Origin of the sequence: Deinococcus rhizophilus, assembly GCF_030271215.1 — a bacterium.
GTDB lineage: Bacteria > Deinococcota > Deinococci > Deinococcales > Deinococcaceae > Deinococcus > Deinococcus rhizophilus.
Map to the genome: position 1 here is coordinate 1 of NZ_JASNGB010000076.1, position 13285 is coordinate 13285.

Genomic DNA, 13285 nt, shown 5'->3' on the forward strand with positions numbered 1-13285 from the left:
GCGCTGGCCCGCCGCGCGGCGGAGGTGCACGGGGGCGAGTTGCGGCTCTCGGGTGCCCCCGGCGGGGGGTTCACGGCCACCCTGCACCTTCCGGCCCGCTTGCCGGGTGGGGTGCTACCCTCTCCCGCATGAGTCATGAGCAGGCAAGCTCCGCCGGGCCGTGGAGCGCCGTCGTGCTGGGGGGCGGGGACCCCGGCGACCCCTTCGCGGCGGCGCACGGGGTGGGCGTCAAGGGGCTGATTCCGGTGGCGGGCGAGCCCATGGCGCTGCACGTGTTGCGGGCCCTGCGCGGCAGCGGTCGGGTCGGTCGGATCGCCTATGTCGGCCCGACCACCCCCGAGATGAACGCCCTGATCGACGAGCGCGTCACCGACCACGGCACCCTGCTGAGCAACCTCGAAGCGGGCGTGGAGGCCCTCACCGCGCGGGGACTGGGGCGGGGCGAGCGGGTGATCGTGGCGACCGCCGATATCCCGCTGGTCACGGCCGCACACCTGACGGACGTGCTGGACACCGCCCCCGCCGACGCCGCCCTCGTCTACCCGGTCGTTCCCCGCCGGGAGTGCGAGGCGGCCTTTCCCGGCGTGCAGCGCACCTACGCCCGGCTGCGCGAGGGTAGCTTTACCGGCGGCAACGTGTTCCTGCTCGATCCCCGGCTGGTGGGCGAGTTCCTGCCCCGGCTGCGCGAGGTGCTGGGCGCCCGCAAAGCTCCCCTGCGCCTCGCCGCGCTGATCGGCCCCGGCGTGCTCGTGCGGCTGCTGACCCGCCGCCTGACCGTGCCCGAGCTGGAAGAACGGGTCAGCGCCATCCTGGGTGTCAAGGCCCGCGCCCTGATCACCGGGCACGCGGCCATCGGCACCGACGTGGACAAGGACGCCGACCTCGCGCTGGCCGAGCGGCACCTGACCGAGCAGCACCCGGGAGGCGCAGACCCGGGCCGCACCGGGGGGCGCGGGGGGGGACACACCGGGCAATCCTGACGGCATCAGTCGGGTTTTTCGGCGTGCAGGTCGGGAAATCCTGGAGGAGAGCTCGGGGTGTTCCCGCCTTGCGGCCCCCCGTGGGCGCATGCATACTGTCCCCCATGCCTCACGTGATCGTCAGCCCCTGCATCGGCGTCAAGGACAACGCCTGCACCGAAGTTTGCCCCGTGGAGTGCATCTACGACGCGGGCGAGATGTTCCTGATCCACCCCGACGAGTGCATCGACTGCGGCGCCTGCGTGCCCGCCTGCCCGGTCAGCGCCATCTTCCCCGAGGAAGACGTGCCCGCCGGGGAGACCGAGTTCATCGTCAAGAACCGGGTCTTTTTCGGTTTGTAAGTTTGCCCGCCTCACTCCAGGCCCCGGTCCCCGTGCCGGGGCTTTTGGCTGGCGGCAGCCGCGCTGCTAGCATGGCGCCCGGTGCCCCCGGCGCTGCCCGAAAGGAGGTGATGACGTGACTCCCGACCCCCAGACCGATCACGACCCGCCCAGTCCCAGGCTGGCAGGTTCCAGGCGGGCCGGTCCCGGCGGCCCTCCGCTCCGGCCTCACGCATCCCACCCCCGGAGGACGCGCCATGTTCTGCCCCCATCCTGACCCCTGCGGCGGGCCCCCATGCTGACCTACTACCGCAGCATCGGCGGCCAGCTGCAGCTTGCCGAGTCCTACACCGACGGCTGCTGGATTCACGCCGTCGCGCCCAGCGCCGAGGAACTCGCCCGCGTGAGCCGCGAGACCGGCCTCGAGCTCGACTACCTCAGCTATCCCCTCGACCCCGACGAGCGGTCGCGCTTCGAGCGCGAGGACAGCCACCTGCTGATCATCATGCAGACGAGTTACCGGCTGGGCGAGGACAGCGACATTCCCTACGACACCGTGCCGCTGGGCATCCTGCACACCGACCACTGCGTCGTGACCGTGTGCGCCACCGAGAATCCGGTCGTGAACGACGTGGTCAACGGGCTGGTGCGGCGGGTCAGCACGGCCAAGAAAAACCGCCTGACCCTGCAACTGTTCCTGCGCAACGCCCAGCGGTTTCTGATCGACGTGCGCCAGATCAACAAGCGGGTCGACGCCATCGAGGACCGCATGGAGACGGCCACCCGCAACCGCGAACTGCTGGACCTGCTGAAGCTCGAAAAGAGCCTGGTGTACTTCATCACCGGCCTCAAGGCGAACGAGGCGATGATGGAACGGGTCAAGCGCGACCGCATCTTCGAGATGTACGAGGAAGACTCCGAACTGCTCGACGACGTGCTGATCGAGAACCTGCAGGCCATCGAGATGGCGTCTATCGCCAGCAACATCCTGACGAGCATGGCGGGGGCCTTTGCCGCGATCATCAACAACAACGTCAACCAGGTGGTCAAGACGCTGACCGTGGTGTCGGCCATCTTCCTGCCGCTGACCTTCATGGCGGGCATCTGGGGCATGAACTTCGAGCGGATGCCCGAGCTGTCCTGGCGCTACGGGTACGCCCTGGCGCTGGGAGTCATGGCGCTCGTGGCGGGGACGATGGCGTGGTTCTTCCGGCGCCGGGACCTGTGGTGAGCGCCGTGGTCCCCCATGCCTGACCCCCGCCGCGGCACCCGCTTCGCCGTCTACCTCTGCCCCCCGGCAGGCGACCCCTGCTACGAGGCGGGGAGCGACCTGCTGGGGTACGACGTGCGGGCGGGCCGGGCGCGGCCGCTGCCGGAGTTCCTGCGCCCGGAGGATCAGGCCGACGCCGGGCCCTACGGCGTTCACCTGACGCTGGTGGAGGGCTTTTTCACCGACCCCGCCCTGTGGCCTGGGATCGAGGCCGAGCTGCGGGCCTGCGTCGCCTGCCTCTCGCCGGGGGCCGTGCTGACCCTGACCGGCGGGCGGGTGGAGGTCTGGGACGGCGGGGAGACGTGGGTGCACCGGCTGGAGGCGAACGCGCCGCTGCTGGTGCTGCACACGCTCTTGCTGGCGCGGCTCTCACGGTTTGTCACGGCCTCGCCCTTCGCGGACAAGGTCACGCCCACCTCGCCCGCCTCCGAGCAGGCGCGGATGGCGCTGCTGCACACCCCACGCGGGCTGGACTCCTGGCAGCCGCACTTCACGCTGGTGCAGCCCTACGGCGGTGGGGACCCGGCGGGCTTGCGGGCCCGGCTGGAGGCGCTGACGGCCCCCCACCACACCCAGACCTTCCGCTCGGTGGCCCTCTTCGAGAAGCGGGAGGGCGAGGAGCGCTGGCGGGTGCGGGCCGAGGTGGGGGTGGCTTGAGGCCGGGCCTCACCCTTTCCCGATCACCCTTCCCCGAGATCGAGTCCCCAGCCCCAGTTCGCTTCAGTCCGGTCCCCAACGCGCCGCTTGGCCCGGTACAGCCGGGCGTCGGCCTGGGAGAGCCACTCGCGCGGGGTCATGCCGGGGCCAGCCTGCACCGCGCCTCCCTGAAGGCGCACCCCCTCCACCCCCGGCGGCCAGGGGGCCGCGGCCAGGGCCGCCCCGACCCGGCGGACAAGGGCGGCGAGTTCCCCCGGTGGACGCCGCAGCAGCAGGGCGAACTCGTCGCCGCCCAGACGGTAGGCGGTGCCCTGGGTGCCCGTGACCTCCCGCAGAACCTCGGCTACCCGGCGCAGCACGTCGTCCCCGGCGTTGTGGCCCAGGGTGTCGTTGTAGGTCTTGAACTTGTGCACGTCCATCACGACCAGGGTGGGGGCAGACTCGCCCCGCTGAAGGTCGGCCAGCGCCCCGGCCACGGCGCGGCCAAAGGCGCGGCGGTTGGCCAGTCCGGTCAGCGGATCGCTGAGGCTGGCCCGCTCGAGGTCCTCGCGCAGCGCGGCATTCTCCAGCGCGATGGACACGTGCTGGGCCAGCAGGCCCAGGAATTCCAGATCGGTGCTGTCAAAGGCGTCCCAGTCATAGCTCTGCATCGACAGCACCCCGGCGGGCTCTCCCCGGACCTCCAGCGGCACGAACAGCATGGACAGGGTGGGGCGTGGGGGCGGCAGCGGAACGTCCTCCGCCCGCAGGTCGAGCAGCGTCTGGTCCTCGGACACCACCCGGCGGGCGCGGTGGGGATGGGTGTCCAGGTAAGCGTCGATGTCGCCGATCAGCAGGGGGCCTTCCCGCATCACCGTTTCCAGGATGCCGTCGGGGTAGAAGGGAAGCCGCTGGGTCAGGCGGCGCTCGCCCTCGTACAGCTCCCAGCGCCAGTCGCCCCCCGGCTCCAGCAGCGCGAGCAGGGTGATCTGCGCGGGAAACAGCCCTCCCGCCTGCTGGTGCACCGTCCGCACGACCGCCTCGGGCGCGTGGCTGCTGCGGGCCAGCGCCGCGAGCACCTGAACAAGGTGCTGGTACCGCACGAGGGGCGCCTTTTGACTGGACATGCAGCCTCCGGGAAGCGGGACTTTCTCACCTCCCTTCCCAGTATGGGGACGGGGTCTTACCGGTGTATTGCAGCCTCCCCAGGCTCTAGACTCGGCGGGTGACGAGTGACGCGGGTGGAAATGGACAGGGGATGCGGGTGGTCGTGGCGACCGGGAACGCGGGCAAGGTGCGCGAGATCGGCGCGGCCCTGTCGGACCTGGGGTGGACCCTGGAGGGCCTCGGCGGGCGGCCCCTCCCCGAGGAGACGGGCGCCACCTACGAGGAGAACGCGGCCCTGAAAGCCTGCGCCGCCTCGCTGAGCACCCGCCTTCCCGCCCTGGCCGACGACTCGGGGCTGGAGGTCGAGGCCCTGGGCGGGCAGCCCGGCGTCTACTCCGCCCGCTTCGGCAACCGGGGCAGCGATCTGGAGCGCAACCTCTACCTGCTGGAGCAGTTGCGCCGGGCCCCCACCCGCCGGGCCAAATTCGTCTCGGTGATCGTACTGGCCTACCCCGACGGCCACGTGGAAAGCTACCGGGGCGAGCTGCCCGGCACGCTGCTGGAAGGTCCGCGCGGCGACGGCGGCTTCGGCTACGACCCCCTCTTCGTGCCCGACGGCGAGACCCGCAGCCTCGCCGAGATGACCCTGGAGGACAAGCAGGCCATCAGCCACCGGGGGCGGGCGCTGGCCGCCCTGCGGGAGGCGCACCGTGATGGGCCCCCGCCGCGCGAGGTCAACCGGGCGGAGTAGCCTGGCCGGGAAAAGAGGCGGTCAGGAAAAGAGGGAAAGCAGGAAAAGAGGGAGGTGGGAGACGTTCCGCACGTCTTCCACCTCCCTCGCCTCTCACCTCACCCCTCGGCGATCGGCGAGCCACGAGCTACGCGCCCGCCGCTCCCTCCCGCACCTCGTTCTTCAGCCGCATCAGGATCGCGCCCATCCCGCGCAGGCGCATCGGCGTGATCAGTTCGGTCAGGCCCATGTCCATGTAGAACTGGTCCGGGATGTTCAGGATCGTCTCGGGCGACTCGCCGTTGAGCGCCTCGTGCAGGATGCCCGCGTAGCCGCGCACGGTGGGGGCTTCCTCCGGCACCTTGAAGTACAGGTTCACGCCGCCGCCCTCGGCCTGCTCGGTCACCAGGAAAAAGGGGCTGGCGCATTCGGGCACCGGCTGCAGGAACTCGGGGTGCTCGACGTACTTCTCGGGCAGGGGCGGGAGCTTCTTGCTGTATTCCAGCAGGGCCTGGAGGCGCAGCGGCTTGGGCGCAGACTTGAACAGGCTCACGATGCTCTGGAGCTTCTCGGGGAGGGGGGCCGCGTCGGTCATGCGGCCACTGTACCCCCCCCACCGGGCGCGGTATGGTGAGGGTCACTCAGTTGACCCTTTTGGTCAACCATTGGGCGAGTCGCCTAGAATCACTCCTGGAGGTCAGCGATGGACTATGCAAAAGACGTGCTGGTGAGCACCGAGTGGGTCGCCGAGAACCTGAACCGCGAAGGGATTCGCCTCGTGGAAGTGGACGAGGACATCTTGCTGTACGAGACCGGGCACATCCCCGGCGCCGTGAAGATCGACTGGCAGGGCGACTTCTGGCATCCCCAGGAGCGCGAATTCATCAGCGCCGAGGAGCTGTCGGCGTTGCTGGGTCGGCTCGGGATCAAGCCGGATGACCAGATCGTCCTGTACGGCGACAAGAGCAACTGGTGGGCGGCCTACGCCTACTGGTTCCTGAGCTACAACGGCGTCCAGAACCTCAAGCTGATGAACGGCGGGCGCCAGAAGTGGGTCGCGGAGGGCCGCGAGCTGACGACCGACGCGCCTTCCTTCGGGCCGACCGAGTACCCCGCCCTGCGCCGTGACGAGAGCCTGCGGGCCTACCGCGACGAGGTCAAGGCCCACATCGAGGCCGTTCGCGCGGGTCAGGGCGCGATGGTGGATGTCCGCAGCCCCGACGAGTTCTCGGGCAAGGTCACCCACATGCCCAACTACCCGCAGGAAGGGGTGCTGCGCGGCGGCCACATCCCCGGCGCGGCCAACATCCCCTGGGCGCGGGCCACCAATGAGGACGGCACCTTCAGGAGCGCGGACGAGCTCAAGGCCCTGTACGAGGCCGAGGGCGTGACCCCCGACAAGGACGTGATCGCCTACTGCCGCATCGCCGAGAGAAGTAGCCACAGCTGGTTCGTGCTGCGCGAGCTGCTGGGTTACCCCCGGGTCCGCAACTACGACGGCTCGTGGACCGAGTGGGGCAACGCGGTGGGCCTGCCCATCGAGAAGACGTACTCGGAGGCCTGAGCCCGCACCCCCACAGCATGAAGTCCTGCGGCCCCGGCGCCGCGCCTCTCCCCTCCGGTCAGGGGAAGCGCGGGCCGGGGCCGGGCCGTTAGGGTGGGAGCATGACGTTCCTGCTGTTCGTGCTCGTGGCCGTTGCCGTGGCTGCCCTGCTGCTGGCCCGGCGCTCCCGCTCCTCGGCGGCGCCCCGGCCTCCCGGCACGGCGGGCCTCGACGAGGAAGTCGCCGTCCGCCCCGAGGTGGACCCCGCCGCCGTCGCCGCCGCCCGCGCCCGCATCAGCGCCGACGTGCCCGACGAGGTGCTGTCCGACGCGCTGCTCGACGCCACGCCGAAGCAGCTCGCCTCCATGCTGGCCGCCGTCCCCGCCGACGTGATGGCGGGGGCCGTGGGGCGTCCGGCTGGGGGCGGGGCCATGCCGCAGCAGGCCAGCCGCGAGGACCTCGCCAGCCTGAAAAAGGTCAGCGACTNGCCGAAGCAGCTCGCCTCCATGCTGGCCGCCGTCCCCGCCGACGTGATGGCGGGGGCCGTGGGGCGTCCGGCTGGGGGCGGGGCCATGCCGCAGCAGGCCAGCCGCGAGGACCTCGCCAGCCTGAAAAAGGTCAGCGACTCGGTGGACGACCTCGAAATCTGGAGCTTCGGGGACAAGACCTGAGCAACCCCACCGGCTGTGCTCTTCTGTGGGCGAGATGCCGCCCCATACCGCCCAGGAACCCCTCACCCTGCGCCCCCTGCGCCCCGGCGACGAGGAAGCCGCCGTGCGCTGGGGGGCCGACGCCGAGTTCTGCCGCGCGGCGGGCTGGACGCCCGGTCTGGCGGGGCGGGTGGTGCGGCGGCACTGGCAGGGCATCATCACGGGAGGCGCCCCGAACTTCCGCAGGCTGGGCGTGGAGTACGGCGGGCGACTCGTCGGCTACGTGGACCTCGCGGACCTGAGCGCCCTGTCGGGCGAGTTCGGCATCGCCCTCGGGGAGCGGGCGCTGTGGGGCCGGGGCGTGGGCACGCGGGCGGGAGGGCTTTTGCTCGCGCACGCCTTTGGCGACCTCGGCCTGCAGACCGTGACCGCCGAGGTCCATCAGCCCAACCTGCCCTCGCACGCGCTGATGCGGCGGCTGGGCTTCCGCGAGACGGGCACAGGTGGGCCGGACGGATACCGGGGCGAGCAGGTGCCGACCCTGTGGTACGCGCTGGAGCGGGCCGACTGGGCTGCGCTCTCCCCATGACGGACGAGATTCGGCGGCCCCTGCTGAACATCCCGGGCGACGAGGCGGGGCGCGGCCTGCGGGTGGACGTGATGACCGACGGGCGGGTGCGGGTGCGCGTCCTGCCCACCGGTCCCGACCTGTGGGCCGGGACGCTGGAGGAAGCCGCCGCCCTCGCCGGAATGCTGCCCGGCGTGAGCCCGGCCGCGCTGAAGCAACTCGCCTGGGAACTGGACCTGATGGCGATGCGCGGCGAGAACGGTTAGGCCGGGCCCTCGGCCTCGCGCACGATCCCCAGCACACGCTCGCGGATGGCCCGTTCCTCGCGCAGGTAGCGGCCCGCACTCATCTGCACGCCGATAGCGGCGACGACCTGCCCGCCGTGGTGGGAGGGCACCCCCAGGGTGCACTGGCCCGGAATCCATTCCTCGATGGAGTAGGCGTAGCCCCGCCGCCGCACCCGCGCGAGTTCGGTGCGCCACTCGTCGGGGGTGGTGATGCTGCTTTGCGTGCAGGCGGCGAACTCGCGCGGCTGCACGTCGCCGTAGGCATACAGAATCTTGCCGCTCGCCGTGGCGGTCGCCGGAAGGTAGATGTCCAGCGGCAGGTCGATATCGGCGTCGGGGTGGCGCTCACGGATCGCGCACACGACCTCCTCGCCCTCCAGAATGCACAGGAAGGCCACCGAGCGGACCTCCAGCGCCAGCCGGGTGATCAGGGCGCGGGCGTCCGGAAACCACGGCAGCGCCGAGGTGAGGTGCGCCCCCATCTCCGCGATGTGCCACGACAGCCGGTAGCGCCCCGCCGGGGTCCGCCGCAAGAAGCCCGCCCCGGTCAGCCCGGCGAGGTAGGCGTGGGCCGTGGCCCGGGGCACCCCCAGATGCGCCGCGAGCGCCCGCACCCCCCACTCGGGCTGCTCGGCGCTAAAGGCCCCCAGGATGCTGGCCGCTTTCTGAAGGGAGAGCACCCGTCCAGCTTACAGGGACGTGGAGACTTTGACCATGTGGGGCGCGGCGGGATTCAGCCGTCCTCGTCCTCCGGCTCGCGCTCCTCCGGGGGCTGGAAGCGGGCGTGGTCCTCGGTGGGCGTGAGGTTCCCGCGCTCGGCGTCGGCGGGGCCGGTGTCCACTCCGCTGATGACGATCTCGCCCTCGGCGGTGGGCGGCAGGAGGGGAGACGGCTCGGCGGGAGGGCGGGTCATGTCCCAGGGTACGACGGCCCCGGAGCCCCCGGCCTTACACCCGCAGCACGCTGTGATCGCCCAGCGCGAGCTGCACCCCGTCCCCGGTCGGCGCCGTCACCGTGGCCCGCCGCCCGATCACCGCGTGCGTGAGGGGCCGCGAGGGATGCAGCACCCGTGCCTGCTCGTCGATCAGGGAGTCGCGCACGGTGGCTCCCTCCAGTCTCGCGCCGGGTCCCACGCTCACGTTCGGCCCCAGCACGCAGCCGCGCACGCGGGCGCCGGGGCCGATCCACACCGGGCCGGTCAGGTGCGAGCCGTGGACCTCGGCTCCCGTTTCCACCACGACCGCGCCCCGGAGCGTGCCGCCCGCGACCTCGCCGTCCACCCGGGGCGAGAGGCTGCCGAGGATATGCGCCCCCGCCGTCAGCAGGTCATGGGGCGTGCCCGCATCGGCCCAGTAGCCGCCCAGCGAGACGGCCCGGACCCGCCCGCCCCCCGCGACGACCCGCGCCAGGGCCTGCGGAAACTCGATCTCGCCGCGCTCGCTGGCCTCCAGTTGCCCCACCTCGTCGAGCACGTGCGGCTGAAAGGCGAAGACCCCGCAGGCGGCCAGGTCGCTGAGCGGCTCGGCGGGTTTCTCGTGCAGCCCGGTCAGCCAGCCTTCCCGCACCGTCGCCACCCCGTAGGCGCGGGGGTCGGGCACCTGCTTGACCGCCAGCACCGCGTCGGCCCCGTCCAGCGCGGCGAGCAGCGGGCCGAGCGGGTCCGCGAAGAGGTTGTCGCCCAGGTACACCACCCCCGCCCCGCCCCCCAGGAAGTCACGGGCGGCGAGCGCCGCGTGCCCGGTGCCGCGCGGCTCGTGCTGGTGCACAAAGGTCAGCGGACCTTCGCGGCGGGTGGCCTCGCGCAACTCGGCCTCGTGCGCGGGGCTCGTGACCACGGCGATCTCCCCGATGCCCGCCTCCCGCAGCGCCCGCACCCCCCGCGCCAACAGGGAGACCCCCGCGATGGATAGGGCGGGTTTGGGTCGCCCCGCGCTGAGCGGCAACAGGCGGCGACCACGCCCGGCGGCCAGAATCACGGCTTTCATAAGGGTGAAGCCAGTCTAGCGGGTTTGCTGTGAGCGGGCGGGGAGAAGGGGAGGTCACGCTCCCCTTAGACGAGGGAACTGGGACGTGTTCCGGGCCTACCGGCTTCCCACCTGCTTGCCCAGGCCGACCGCCAGGCTGAGCACGCCGTAGAAGAAGAGGATGTTGACCAGCAGATTTCCAAGGCGGAAGGAATCGTCGGTGCCGACACTCCCCTGGACGGAAACGGCAGCGTTGTCCGTGATAAACGCGGTGGGCCACCCCCAGCCGGTCACGAGGTTGATGCACTTCCCCCCGATCTGAAAGGAGGGGTCGCAGAGGCTGATGTGATTCGGTGAGGGGACGACTCCAGACGCGATGCCGAGAAAGGCGGCCAGGAGAACGAGTTTCATCATGGTCACCTCTGGTTTTTCCGAGCGGGACGATAGGCCGTGCCCTCAGTGCCCCCTACCGGGTCAGCGCCTCCTCCAGCGCCTCGGCAAAGGCGTCCTCGTCGTCGAGCCAGGGGTAGTGCCCGGCATCCAGCACCGTCACGTCGGCGTCCGCGAGGTCGGCCAGCCACCCGACCTGCTCGGGGTAGCTGGTGCGGTCGTGGACCCCGGCGATCACGAAGACCGGGCGGCGCAACTCCTGCAAGAAGGGCGGGTACTCGAACTCCCACAGCCCCTGGTTGACGAGCGCCTGCTGCACCTCGCCGCCGCCCACGAGCTGGCCTTCCGCGTCGATGAATTCCAGGCGCATCCGGCTGGGGGCGTCCCGGAACTGCAGCGCATTGAGCAGGTCGCGGGCATTGAACAGCGAGAAGGCCGCCTCGATCCGCGCCGCGCCCACCGCCGGGTACTCGCCCTCCGGGGTGCGGGCCCGCAGGTCCGGGGCCGGGTCGTCGAGGGGCTGCCCGCGCCGCGCTGAGGCTTCCGAGAGCAGGGTCAGCGCGAGTTCGGGGAAATGCACCCAGGGATTGACGACCACCACGCGGGCGGTGCGGGCCGGGTGCCGCCGGGCGTACTCCAGCGCGGGCAGCGCTCCGAAGCCGTGGCCCAGCGGCACGATCTGCTCGAATCCGAGGTGCTCGCGCAGGGCCTCCACGTCCGCGACGAGGGTGTCGAGGTCGAGCGTGCCCGCGCCCTGCTCGGTGTCTTCCAGCGCCCCGCTGCGCCCCGAGCCGCGCTGGTCGAGGTACACCACCCGCCTTCCCTCCAGCCGCTCGCCGAACAGGTCCTGAAAGGAATAGCTGTTGTAGCCGGGGCCGCCATGCAAGAACACCAGCGGCGGCTGGCTGCTCTCTTCGGGCCCTGTCACCTCGAAATACAGGTCGGCGCCGTTGAGCCGCGTGGAAGTGGGATCGCCTGACCAGGTCATGCGGGCATTGTAGGTGGGGGCTGGCGGCGGCGTCCTGGGGCCGGGCCTGGGGCCGGGCACTGTGCCTGTGGGGCCGGGCACTGTGCCTGTGGAGCCGGGCATTGTGCCGCGTGCCCCGCCCGGCACGGGAAGGGCCCGCTACCCTGGCGGGCATATGACCGATTCCCGGACTCCCGCCCCGGTGCAGGGGATCGCCTTCACGCTGGGCGGCGTGGACGAACTGACCTTCGCGCAGATTCTGCGGGACCTGACCCGCGACCCCGCCTTTGCCCGGCCGCTCGCGGTGCAGGCGCAGGAACCCCGCCCCGGCCAGGAGGCCCGCCTGACGCTGGTGTTCGCCCCCGCCGAGCGCACCCGGGCGGTGGCGGCGATGCAGCGCCTCAAGACCGTGCTGCTGCGCCACGGGGTCCAGGTGGACTCGGTGCGCGTGCCCGGGCAGGGTTAGAGACAGCAGGGCCAGGGACACCGCAGGTCAAAGGACGTCGGGGCAGGAGTGGTGAGCTTCGGGGGCCGTCTCAGCTCCCCGTCATGTGACCCGCGGCGCCCTGAGCTGACCCGGCGTTAAGGGACCGTAAACCGCCCCGGTCACCCGGTGGCCCCGTGGCCGCCCCTACGATGGCCCTTAACCAGGGGCTGTCAGAAAATGCACACCGGCAGGGCAGCCTTCCTCCCACCCCCGACCGCACCGCGGCCTCAGGCCGGAGACAAAGGGCATCCCACCATGGAACAGCGCATTCTCCTGATCGAAGACAACCCCGACATCACCCGCGTCGTTCAGTACGAACTCGAACAGGCCGGATACAAGGTCCTGACTGCCCCCGACGGGGTCACGGGCCTGACCAGTGCCCGCGAGAACAGTCCTGAACTCGTGATTCTCGACCTCGGCCTGCCCGACTTCGACGGCGCCGAGATCGCCCGGCGGCTGCGCAAGACCAGCAGCGTGCCCATCATCATCCTGACGGCGATGGACGCGGTCGACCGCAAGGTGAACCTGCTCGAGGCGGGCGCCGACGACTACATGACCAAGCCCTTTCACCCGGAAGAACTCGTCGCCCGCGTCAAGGTGCAATTGCGCCATCAGCAACACGGCGAGGTCATCTCTATCGGGGCGCTGGAAATCCACCCCCAGAAGCGGCTGTGCCACTACAACGGCCACGAGGTCCGCCTCTCGCCCAAGGAATTCGACCTGCTGACCTTTCTGGCCCGGCAGCCGGGGCGCGTCTACTCGCGGCAGGAGATCGAGCGCGAGGTCTGGAACGGCGAACTGCCCAGCAATTCCAACGTGGTGGACGTGCATATGGCAAACATGCGCGCCAAGCTGCGCGACCTCGACGGCTACGGGATCATCCGGACCGTGCGCGGGATCGGGTACGCGCTGAAGACGCCGTAGGGAGCGGTCAGCGTCCAGCCGCCAGCGACCAAGTCCCCGGAGCTTCTGCCGGGGGCTTTTCGTGTGTGGGCCGCTCCGGAGTGGTCCAATACCCGCGTGACCCCTCCCAACACGACCCTGACCGCCATTCCCGGTTTCCGCGTGGGCCACTGGACCGACCCTGTCGGGCTGACCGGCTGCACGGTGATCCTCTGCCCGGACGCGGGCGCGGTGGCCTCGGCGTCCTTTCTCGGCCCCAGCCCCGGCACGCGGGAAGGGGTGCTGCTCTCGCCGGAGAAGAAGGTCGAGCGCGTCCACGCCCTCTTGCTGACGGGCGGCAGCGCCTTTGGCCTCGCGGCGGCGTCCGGCGTGGTGCGGGTGCTGGAGGAGCGCGGCATCGGCCACGAGACGCCCTGGGCGCGGGTGCCCCTCGTTCCGGCGGCGGTCGTGTACGACCTCGGCGTGGGCGACCCGGGGGCGCGG

The 13285-nt window shown here is 71.2% G+C and carries 18 protein-coding genes; 11 read left to right on the forward strand and 7 right to left on the reverse strand.

Annotation, left to right across the window (positions count from 1 at the left end):
- The first annotated feature begins 128 nt into the window (after positions 1 to 128).
- The 4 genes from QOL99_RS09375 (at position 129) to QOL99_RS09390 (ending at position 3227) form a co-directional block, all read left to right on the forward strand.
- Positions 129 to 980 (forward strand): NTP transferase domain-containing protein, encoded by an 852-nt coding sequence (locus tag QOL99_RS09375; RefSeq protein ID WP_285523259.1) that lies wholly within the window; start codon positions 129 to 131, stop codon positions 978 to 980.
- Positions 981 to 1084: 104 nt separating this feature from the next.
- A complete protein-coding gene (locus tag QOL99_RS09380; RefSeq protein ID WP_285523262.1) occupies positions 1085 to 1321 on the forward strand; it encodes a ferredoxin in 237 nt (78 codons plus the stop codon).
- A 274-nt stretch (positions 1322 to 1595) separates the two neighbouring features.
- Complete coding sequence (locus QOL99_RS09385; protein ID WP_285523264.1) at positions 1596 to 2531, forward strand: magnesium transporter CorA family protein; 936 nt, start codon at positions 1596 to 1598, stop codon at positions 2529 to 2531.
- Between the two features lie 15 nt (positions 2532 to 2546).
- Entirely contained in the window at positions 2547 to 3227 is a 681-nt protein-coding gene (locus QOL99_RS09390) for a hypothetical protein (RefSeq protein WP_285523265.1), read from the forward strand.
- A 23-nt stretch (positions 3228 to 3250) separates the two neighbouring features.
- Here the strand turns inward: QOL99_RS09390 and QOL99_RS09395 are convergent, their stop codons facing one another.
- Positions 3251 to 4333: a GGDEF domain-containing protein gene (locus tag QOL99_RS09395; RefSeq protein ID WP_285523267.1), complete on the reverse strand. Its 1083-nt coding sequence runs from the start codon at positions 4331 to 4333 to the stop codon at positions 3251 to 3253.
- A 131-nt stretch (positions 4334 to 4464) separates the two neighbouring features.
- On the opposite strand from QOL99_RS09395, the gene rdgB reads away from it, so the two are divergent.
- Positions 4465 to 5064, forward strand: a complete 600-nt coding sequence (gene rdgB / locus QOL99_RS09400; protein WP_285523292.1) for an RdgB/HAM1 family non-canonical purine NTP pyrophosphatase — start codon at positions 4465 to 4467, stop codon at positions 5062 to 5064.
- 127 nt (positions 5065 to 5191) lie between these two features.
- Here the strand turns inward: rdgB and QOL99_RS09405 are convergent, their stop codons facing one another.
- Entirely contained in the window at positions 5192 to 5638 is a 447-nt protein-coding gene (locus tag QOL99_RS09405) for a SufE family protein (RefSeq protein ID WP_285523269.1), read from the reverse strand.
- A gap of 108 nt (positions 5639 to 5746) precedes the next feature.
- Between QOL99_RS09405 and QOL99_RS09410 the strand changes: the two genes are divergently transcribed.
- The 3 genes from QOL99_RS09410 (at position 5747) to QOL99_RS09420 (ending at position 8070) form a co-directional block, all read left to right on the forward strand.
- Positions 5747 to 6607 carry a sulfurtransferase gene (locus QOL99_RS09410; protein ID WP_285523271.1) on the forward strand — a complete coding sequence of 287 codons (861 nt, stop codon included), beginning with the start codon at positions 5747 to 5749 and terminating at the stop codon, positions 6605 to 6607.
- A gap of 684 nt (positions 6608 to 7291) precedes the next feature.
- Complete coding sequence (locus QOL99_RS09415; protein ID WP_285523273.1) at positions 7292 to 7825, forward strand: GNAT family N-acetyltransferase; 534 nt, start codon at positions 7292 to 7294, stop codon at positions 7823 to 7825.
- Positions 7822 to 8070: a hypothetical protein gene (locus QOL99_RS09420; RefSeq protein ID WP_285523275.1), complete on the forward strand. Its 249-nt coding sequence runs from the start codon at positions 7822 to 7824 to the stop codon at positions 8068 to 8070. Before QOL99_RS09415 ends, QOL99_RS09420 begins: the two co-directional genes overlap by 4 nt.
- On the opposite strand, the gene QOL99_RS09425 is transcribed toward QOL99_RS09420, so the two are convergent.
- The 5 genes from QOL99_RS09425 to QOL99_RS09445 form a co-directional block, all read right to left on the reverse strand.
- On the reverse strand, positions 8067 to 8771 hold the full coding sequence (locus QOL99_RS09425; RefSeq protein ID WP_285523277.1) for an IclR family transcriptional regulator: 705 nt from the start codon (positions 8769 to 8771) through the stop codon (positions 8067 to 8069). The two genes, QOL99_RS09420 and QOL99_RS09425, sit on opposite strands and share 4 nt — an antisense overlap.
- 53 nt (positions 8772 to 8824) lie before the next feature.
- Positions 8825 to 9004, reverse strand: coding sequence for a hypothetical protein (locus tag QOL99_RS09430; protein ID WP_285523279.1), 180 nt, complete (start codon positions 9002 to 9004; stop codon positions 8825 to 8827).
- 34 nt (positions 9005 to 9038) lie between these two features.
- A complete protein-coding gene (locus QOL99_RS09435) occupies positions 9039 to 10076 on the reverse strand; it encodes a sugar phosphate nucleotidyltransferase (protein WP_285523280.1) in 1038 nt (345 codons plus the stop codon).
- A gap of 96 nt (positions 10077 to 10172) precedes the next feature.
- Positions 10173 to 10466 (reverse strand): hypothetical protein, encoded by a 294-nt coding sequence (locus QOL99_RS09440; protein WP_285523282.1) that lies wholly within the window; start codon positions 10464 to 10466, stop codon positions 10173 to 10175.
- A gap of 55 nt (positions 10467 to 10521) precedes the next feature.
- Positions 10522 to 11433: an alpha/beta fold hydrolase gene (locus tag QOL99_RS09445; protein ID WP_285523284.1), complete on the reverse strand. Its 912-nt coding sequence runs from the start codon at positions 11431 to 11433 to the stop codon at positions 10522 to 10524.
- A 154-nt stretch (positions 11434 to 11587) separates the two neighbouring features.
- Between QOL99_RS09445 and QOL99_RS09450 the strand changes: the two genes are divergently transcribed.
- The 3 genes from QOL99_RS09450 to QOL99_RS09460 form a co-directional block, all read left to right on the forward strand.
- On the forward strand, positions 11588 to 11878 hold the full coding sequence (locus tag QOL99_RS09450) for a hypothetical protein (protein WP_285523286.1): 291 nt from the start codon (positions 11588 to 11590) through the stop codon (positions 11876 to 11878).
- Positions 11879 to 12154: 276 nt separating this feature from the next.
- On the forward strand, positions 12155 to 12823 hold the full coding sequence (locus tag QOL99_RS09455; protein ID WP_104991656.1) for a response regulator transcription factor: 669 nt from the start codon (positions 12155 to 12157) through the stop codon (positions 12821 to 12823).
- A gap of 96 nt (positions 12824 to 12919) precedes the next feature.
- Positions 12920 to 13285: P1 family peptidase (locus QOL99_RS09460; RefSeq protein WP_285523289.1), on the forward strand; the 366-nt coding region annotated here is incomplete at its 3' end.

Excerpts from the sequence above, each read along its gene's own strand:
- QOL99_RS09435 (WP_285523280.1), bottom strand. The coding sequence starts at position 10,076 with ATGAAAGCCGTGATTCTGGCCGCCGGGCGTGGTCGCCGCCTGTTGCCG.
- QOL99_RS09395 (WP_285523267.1), bottom strand. The coding sequence starts at position 4,333 with ATGTCCAGTCAAAAGGCGCCCCTCGTGCGGTACCAGCACCTTGTTCAG.
- QOL99_RS09420 (WP_285523275.1), top strand. The coding sequence starts at position 7,822 with ATGACGGACGAGATTCGGCGGCCCCTGCTGAACATCCCGGGCGACGAG.
- QOL99_RS09375 (WP_285523259.1), top strand. The coding sequence starts at position 129 with ATGAGTCATGAGCAGGCAAGCTCCGCCGGGCCGTGGAGCGCCGTCGTG.
- QOL99_RS09390 (WP_285523265.1), top strand. The coding sequence starts at position 2,547 with ATGCCTGACCCCCGCCGCGGCACCCGCTTCGCCGTCTACCTCTGCCCC.
- QOL99_RS09415 (WP_285523273.1), top strand. The coding sequence starts at position 7,292 with ATGCCGCCCCATACCGCCCAGGAACCCCTCACCCTGCGCCCCCTGCGC.
- rdgB (WP_285523292.1), top strand. The coding sequence starts at position 4,465 with ATGCGGGTGGTCGTGGCGACCGGGAACGCGGGCAAGGTGCGCGAGATC.
- QOL99_RS09430 (WP_285523279.1), bottom strand. The coding sequence starts at position 9,004 with ATGACCCGCCCTCCCGCCGAGCCGTCTCCCCTCCTGCCGCCCACCGCC.
- QOL99_RS09455 (WP_104991656.1), top strand. The coding sequence starts at position 12,155 with ATGGAACAGCGCATTCTCCTGATCGAAGACAACCCCGACATCACCCGC.
- QOL99_RS09440 (WP_285523282.1), bottom strand. The coding sequence starts at position 10,466 with ATGAAACTCGTTCTCCTGGCCGCCTTTCTCGGCATCGCGTCTGGAGTC.
- QOL99_RS09385 (WP_285523264.1), top strand. The coding sequence starts at position 1,596 with ATGCTGACCTACTACCGCAGCATCGGCGGCCAGCTGCAGCTTGCCGAG.
- QOL99_RS09445 (WP_285523284.1), bottom strand. The coding sequence starts at position 11,433 with ATGACCTGGTCAGGCGATCCCACTTCCACGCGGCTCAACGGCGCCGAC.
- QOL99_RS09380 (WP_285523262.1), top strand. The coding sequence starts at position 1,085 with ATGCCTCACGTGATCGTCAGCCCCTGCATCGGCGTCAAGGACAACGCC.
- QOL99_RS09405 (WP_285523269.1), bottom strand. The coding sequence starts at position 5,638 with ATGACCGACGCGGCCCCCCTCCCCGAGAAGCTCCAGAGCATCGTGAGC.
- QOL99_RS09450 (WP_285523286.1), top strand. The coding sequence starts at position 11,588 with ATGACCGATTCCCGGACTCCCGCCCCGGTGCAGGGGATCGCCTTCACG.
- QOL99_RS09410 (WP_285523271.1), top strand. The coding sequence starts at position 5,747 with ATGGACTATGCAAAAGACGTGCTGGTGAGCACCGAGTGGGTCGCCGAG.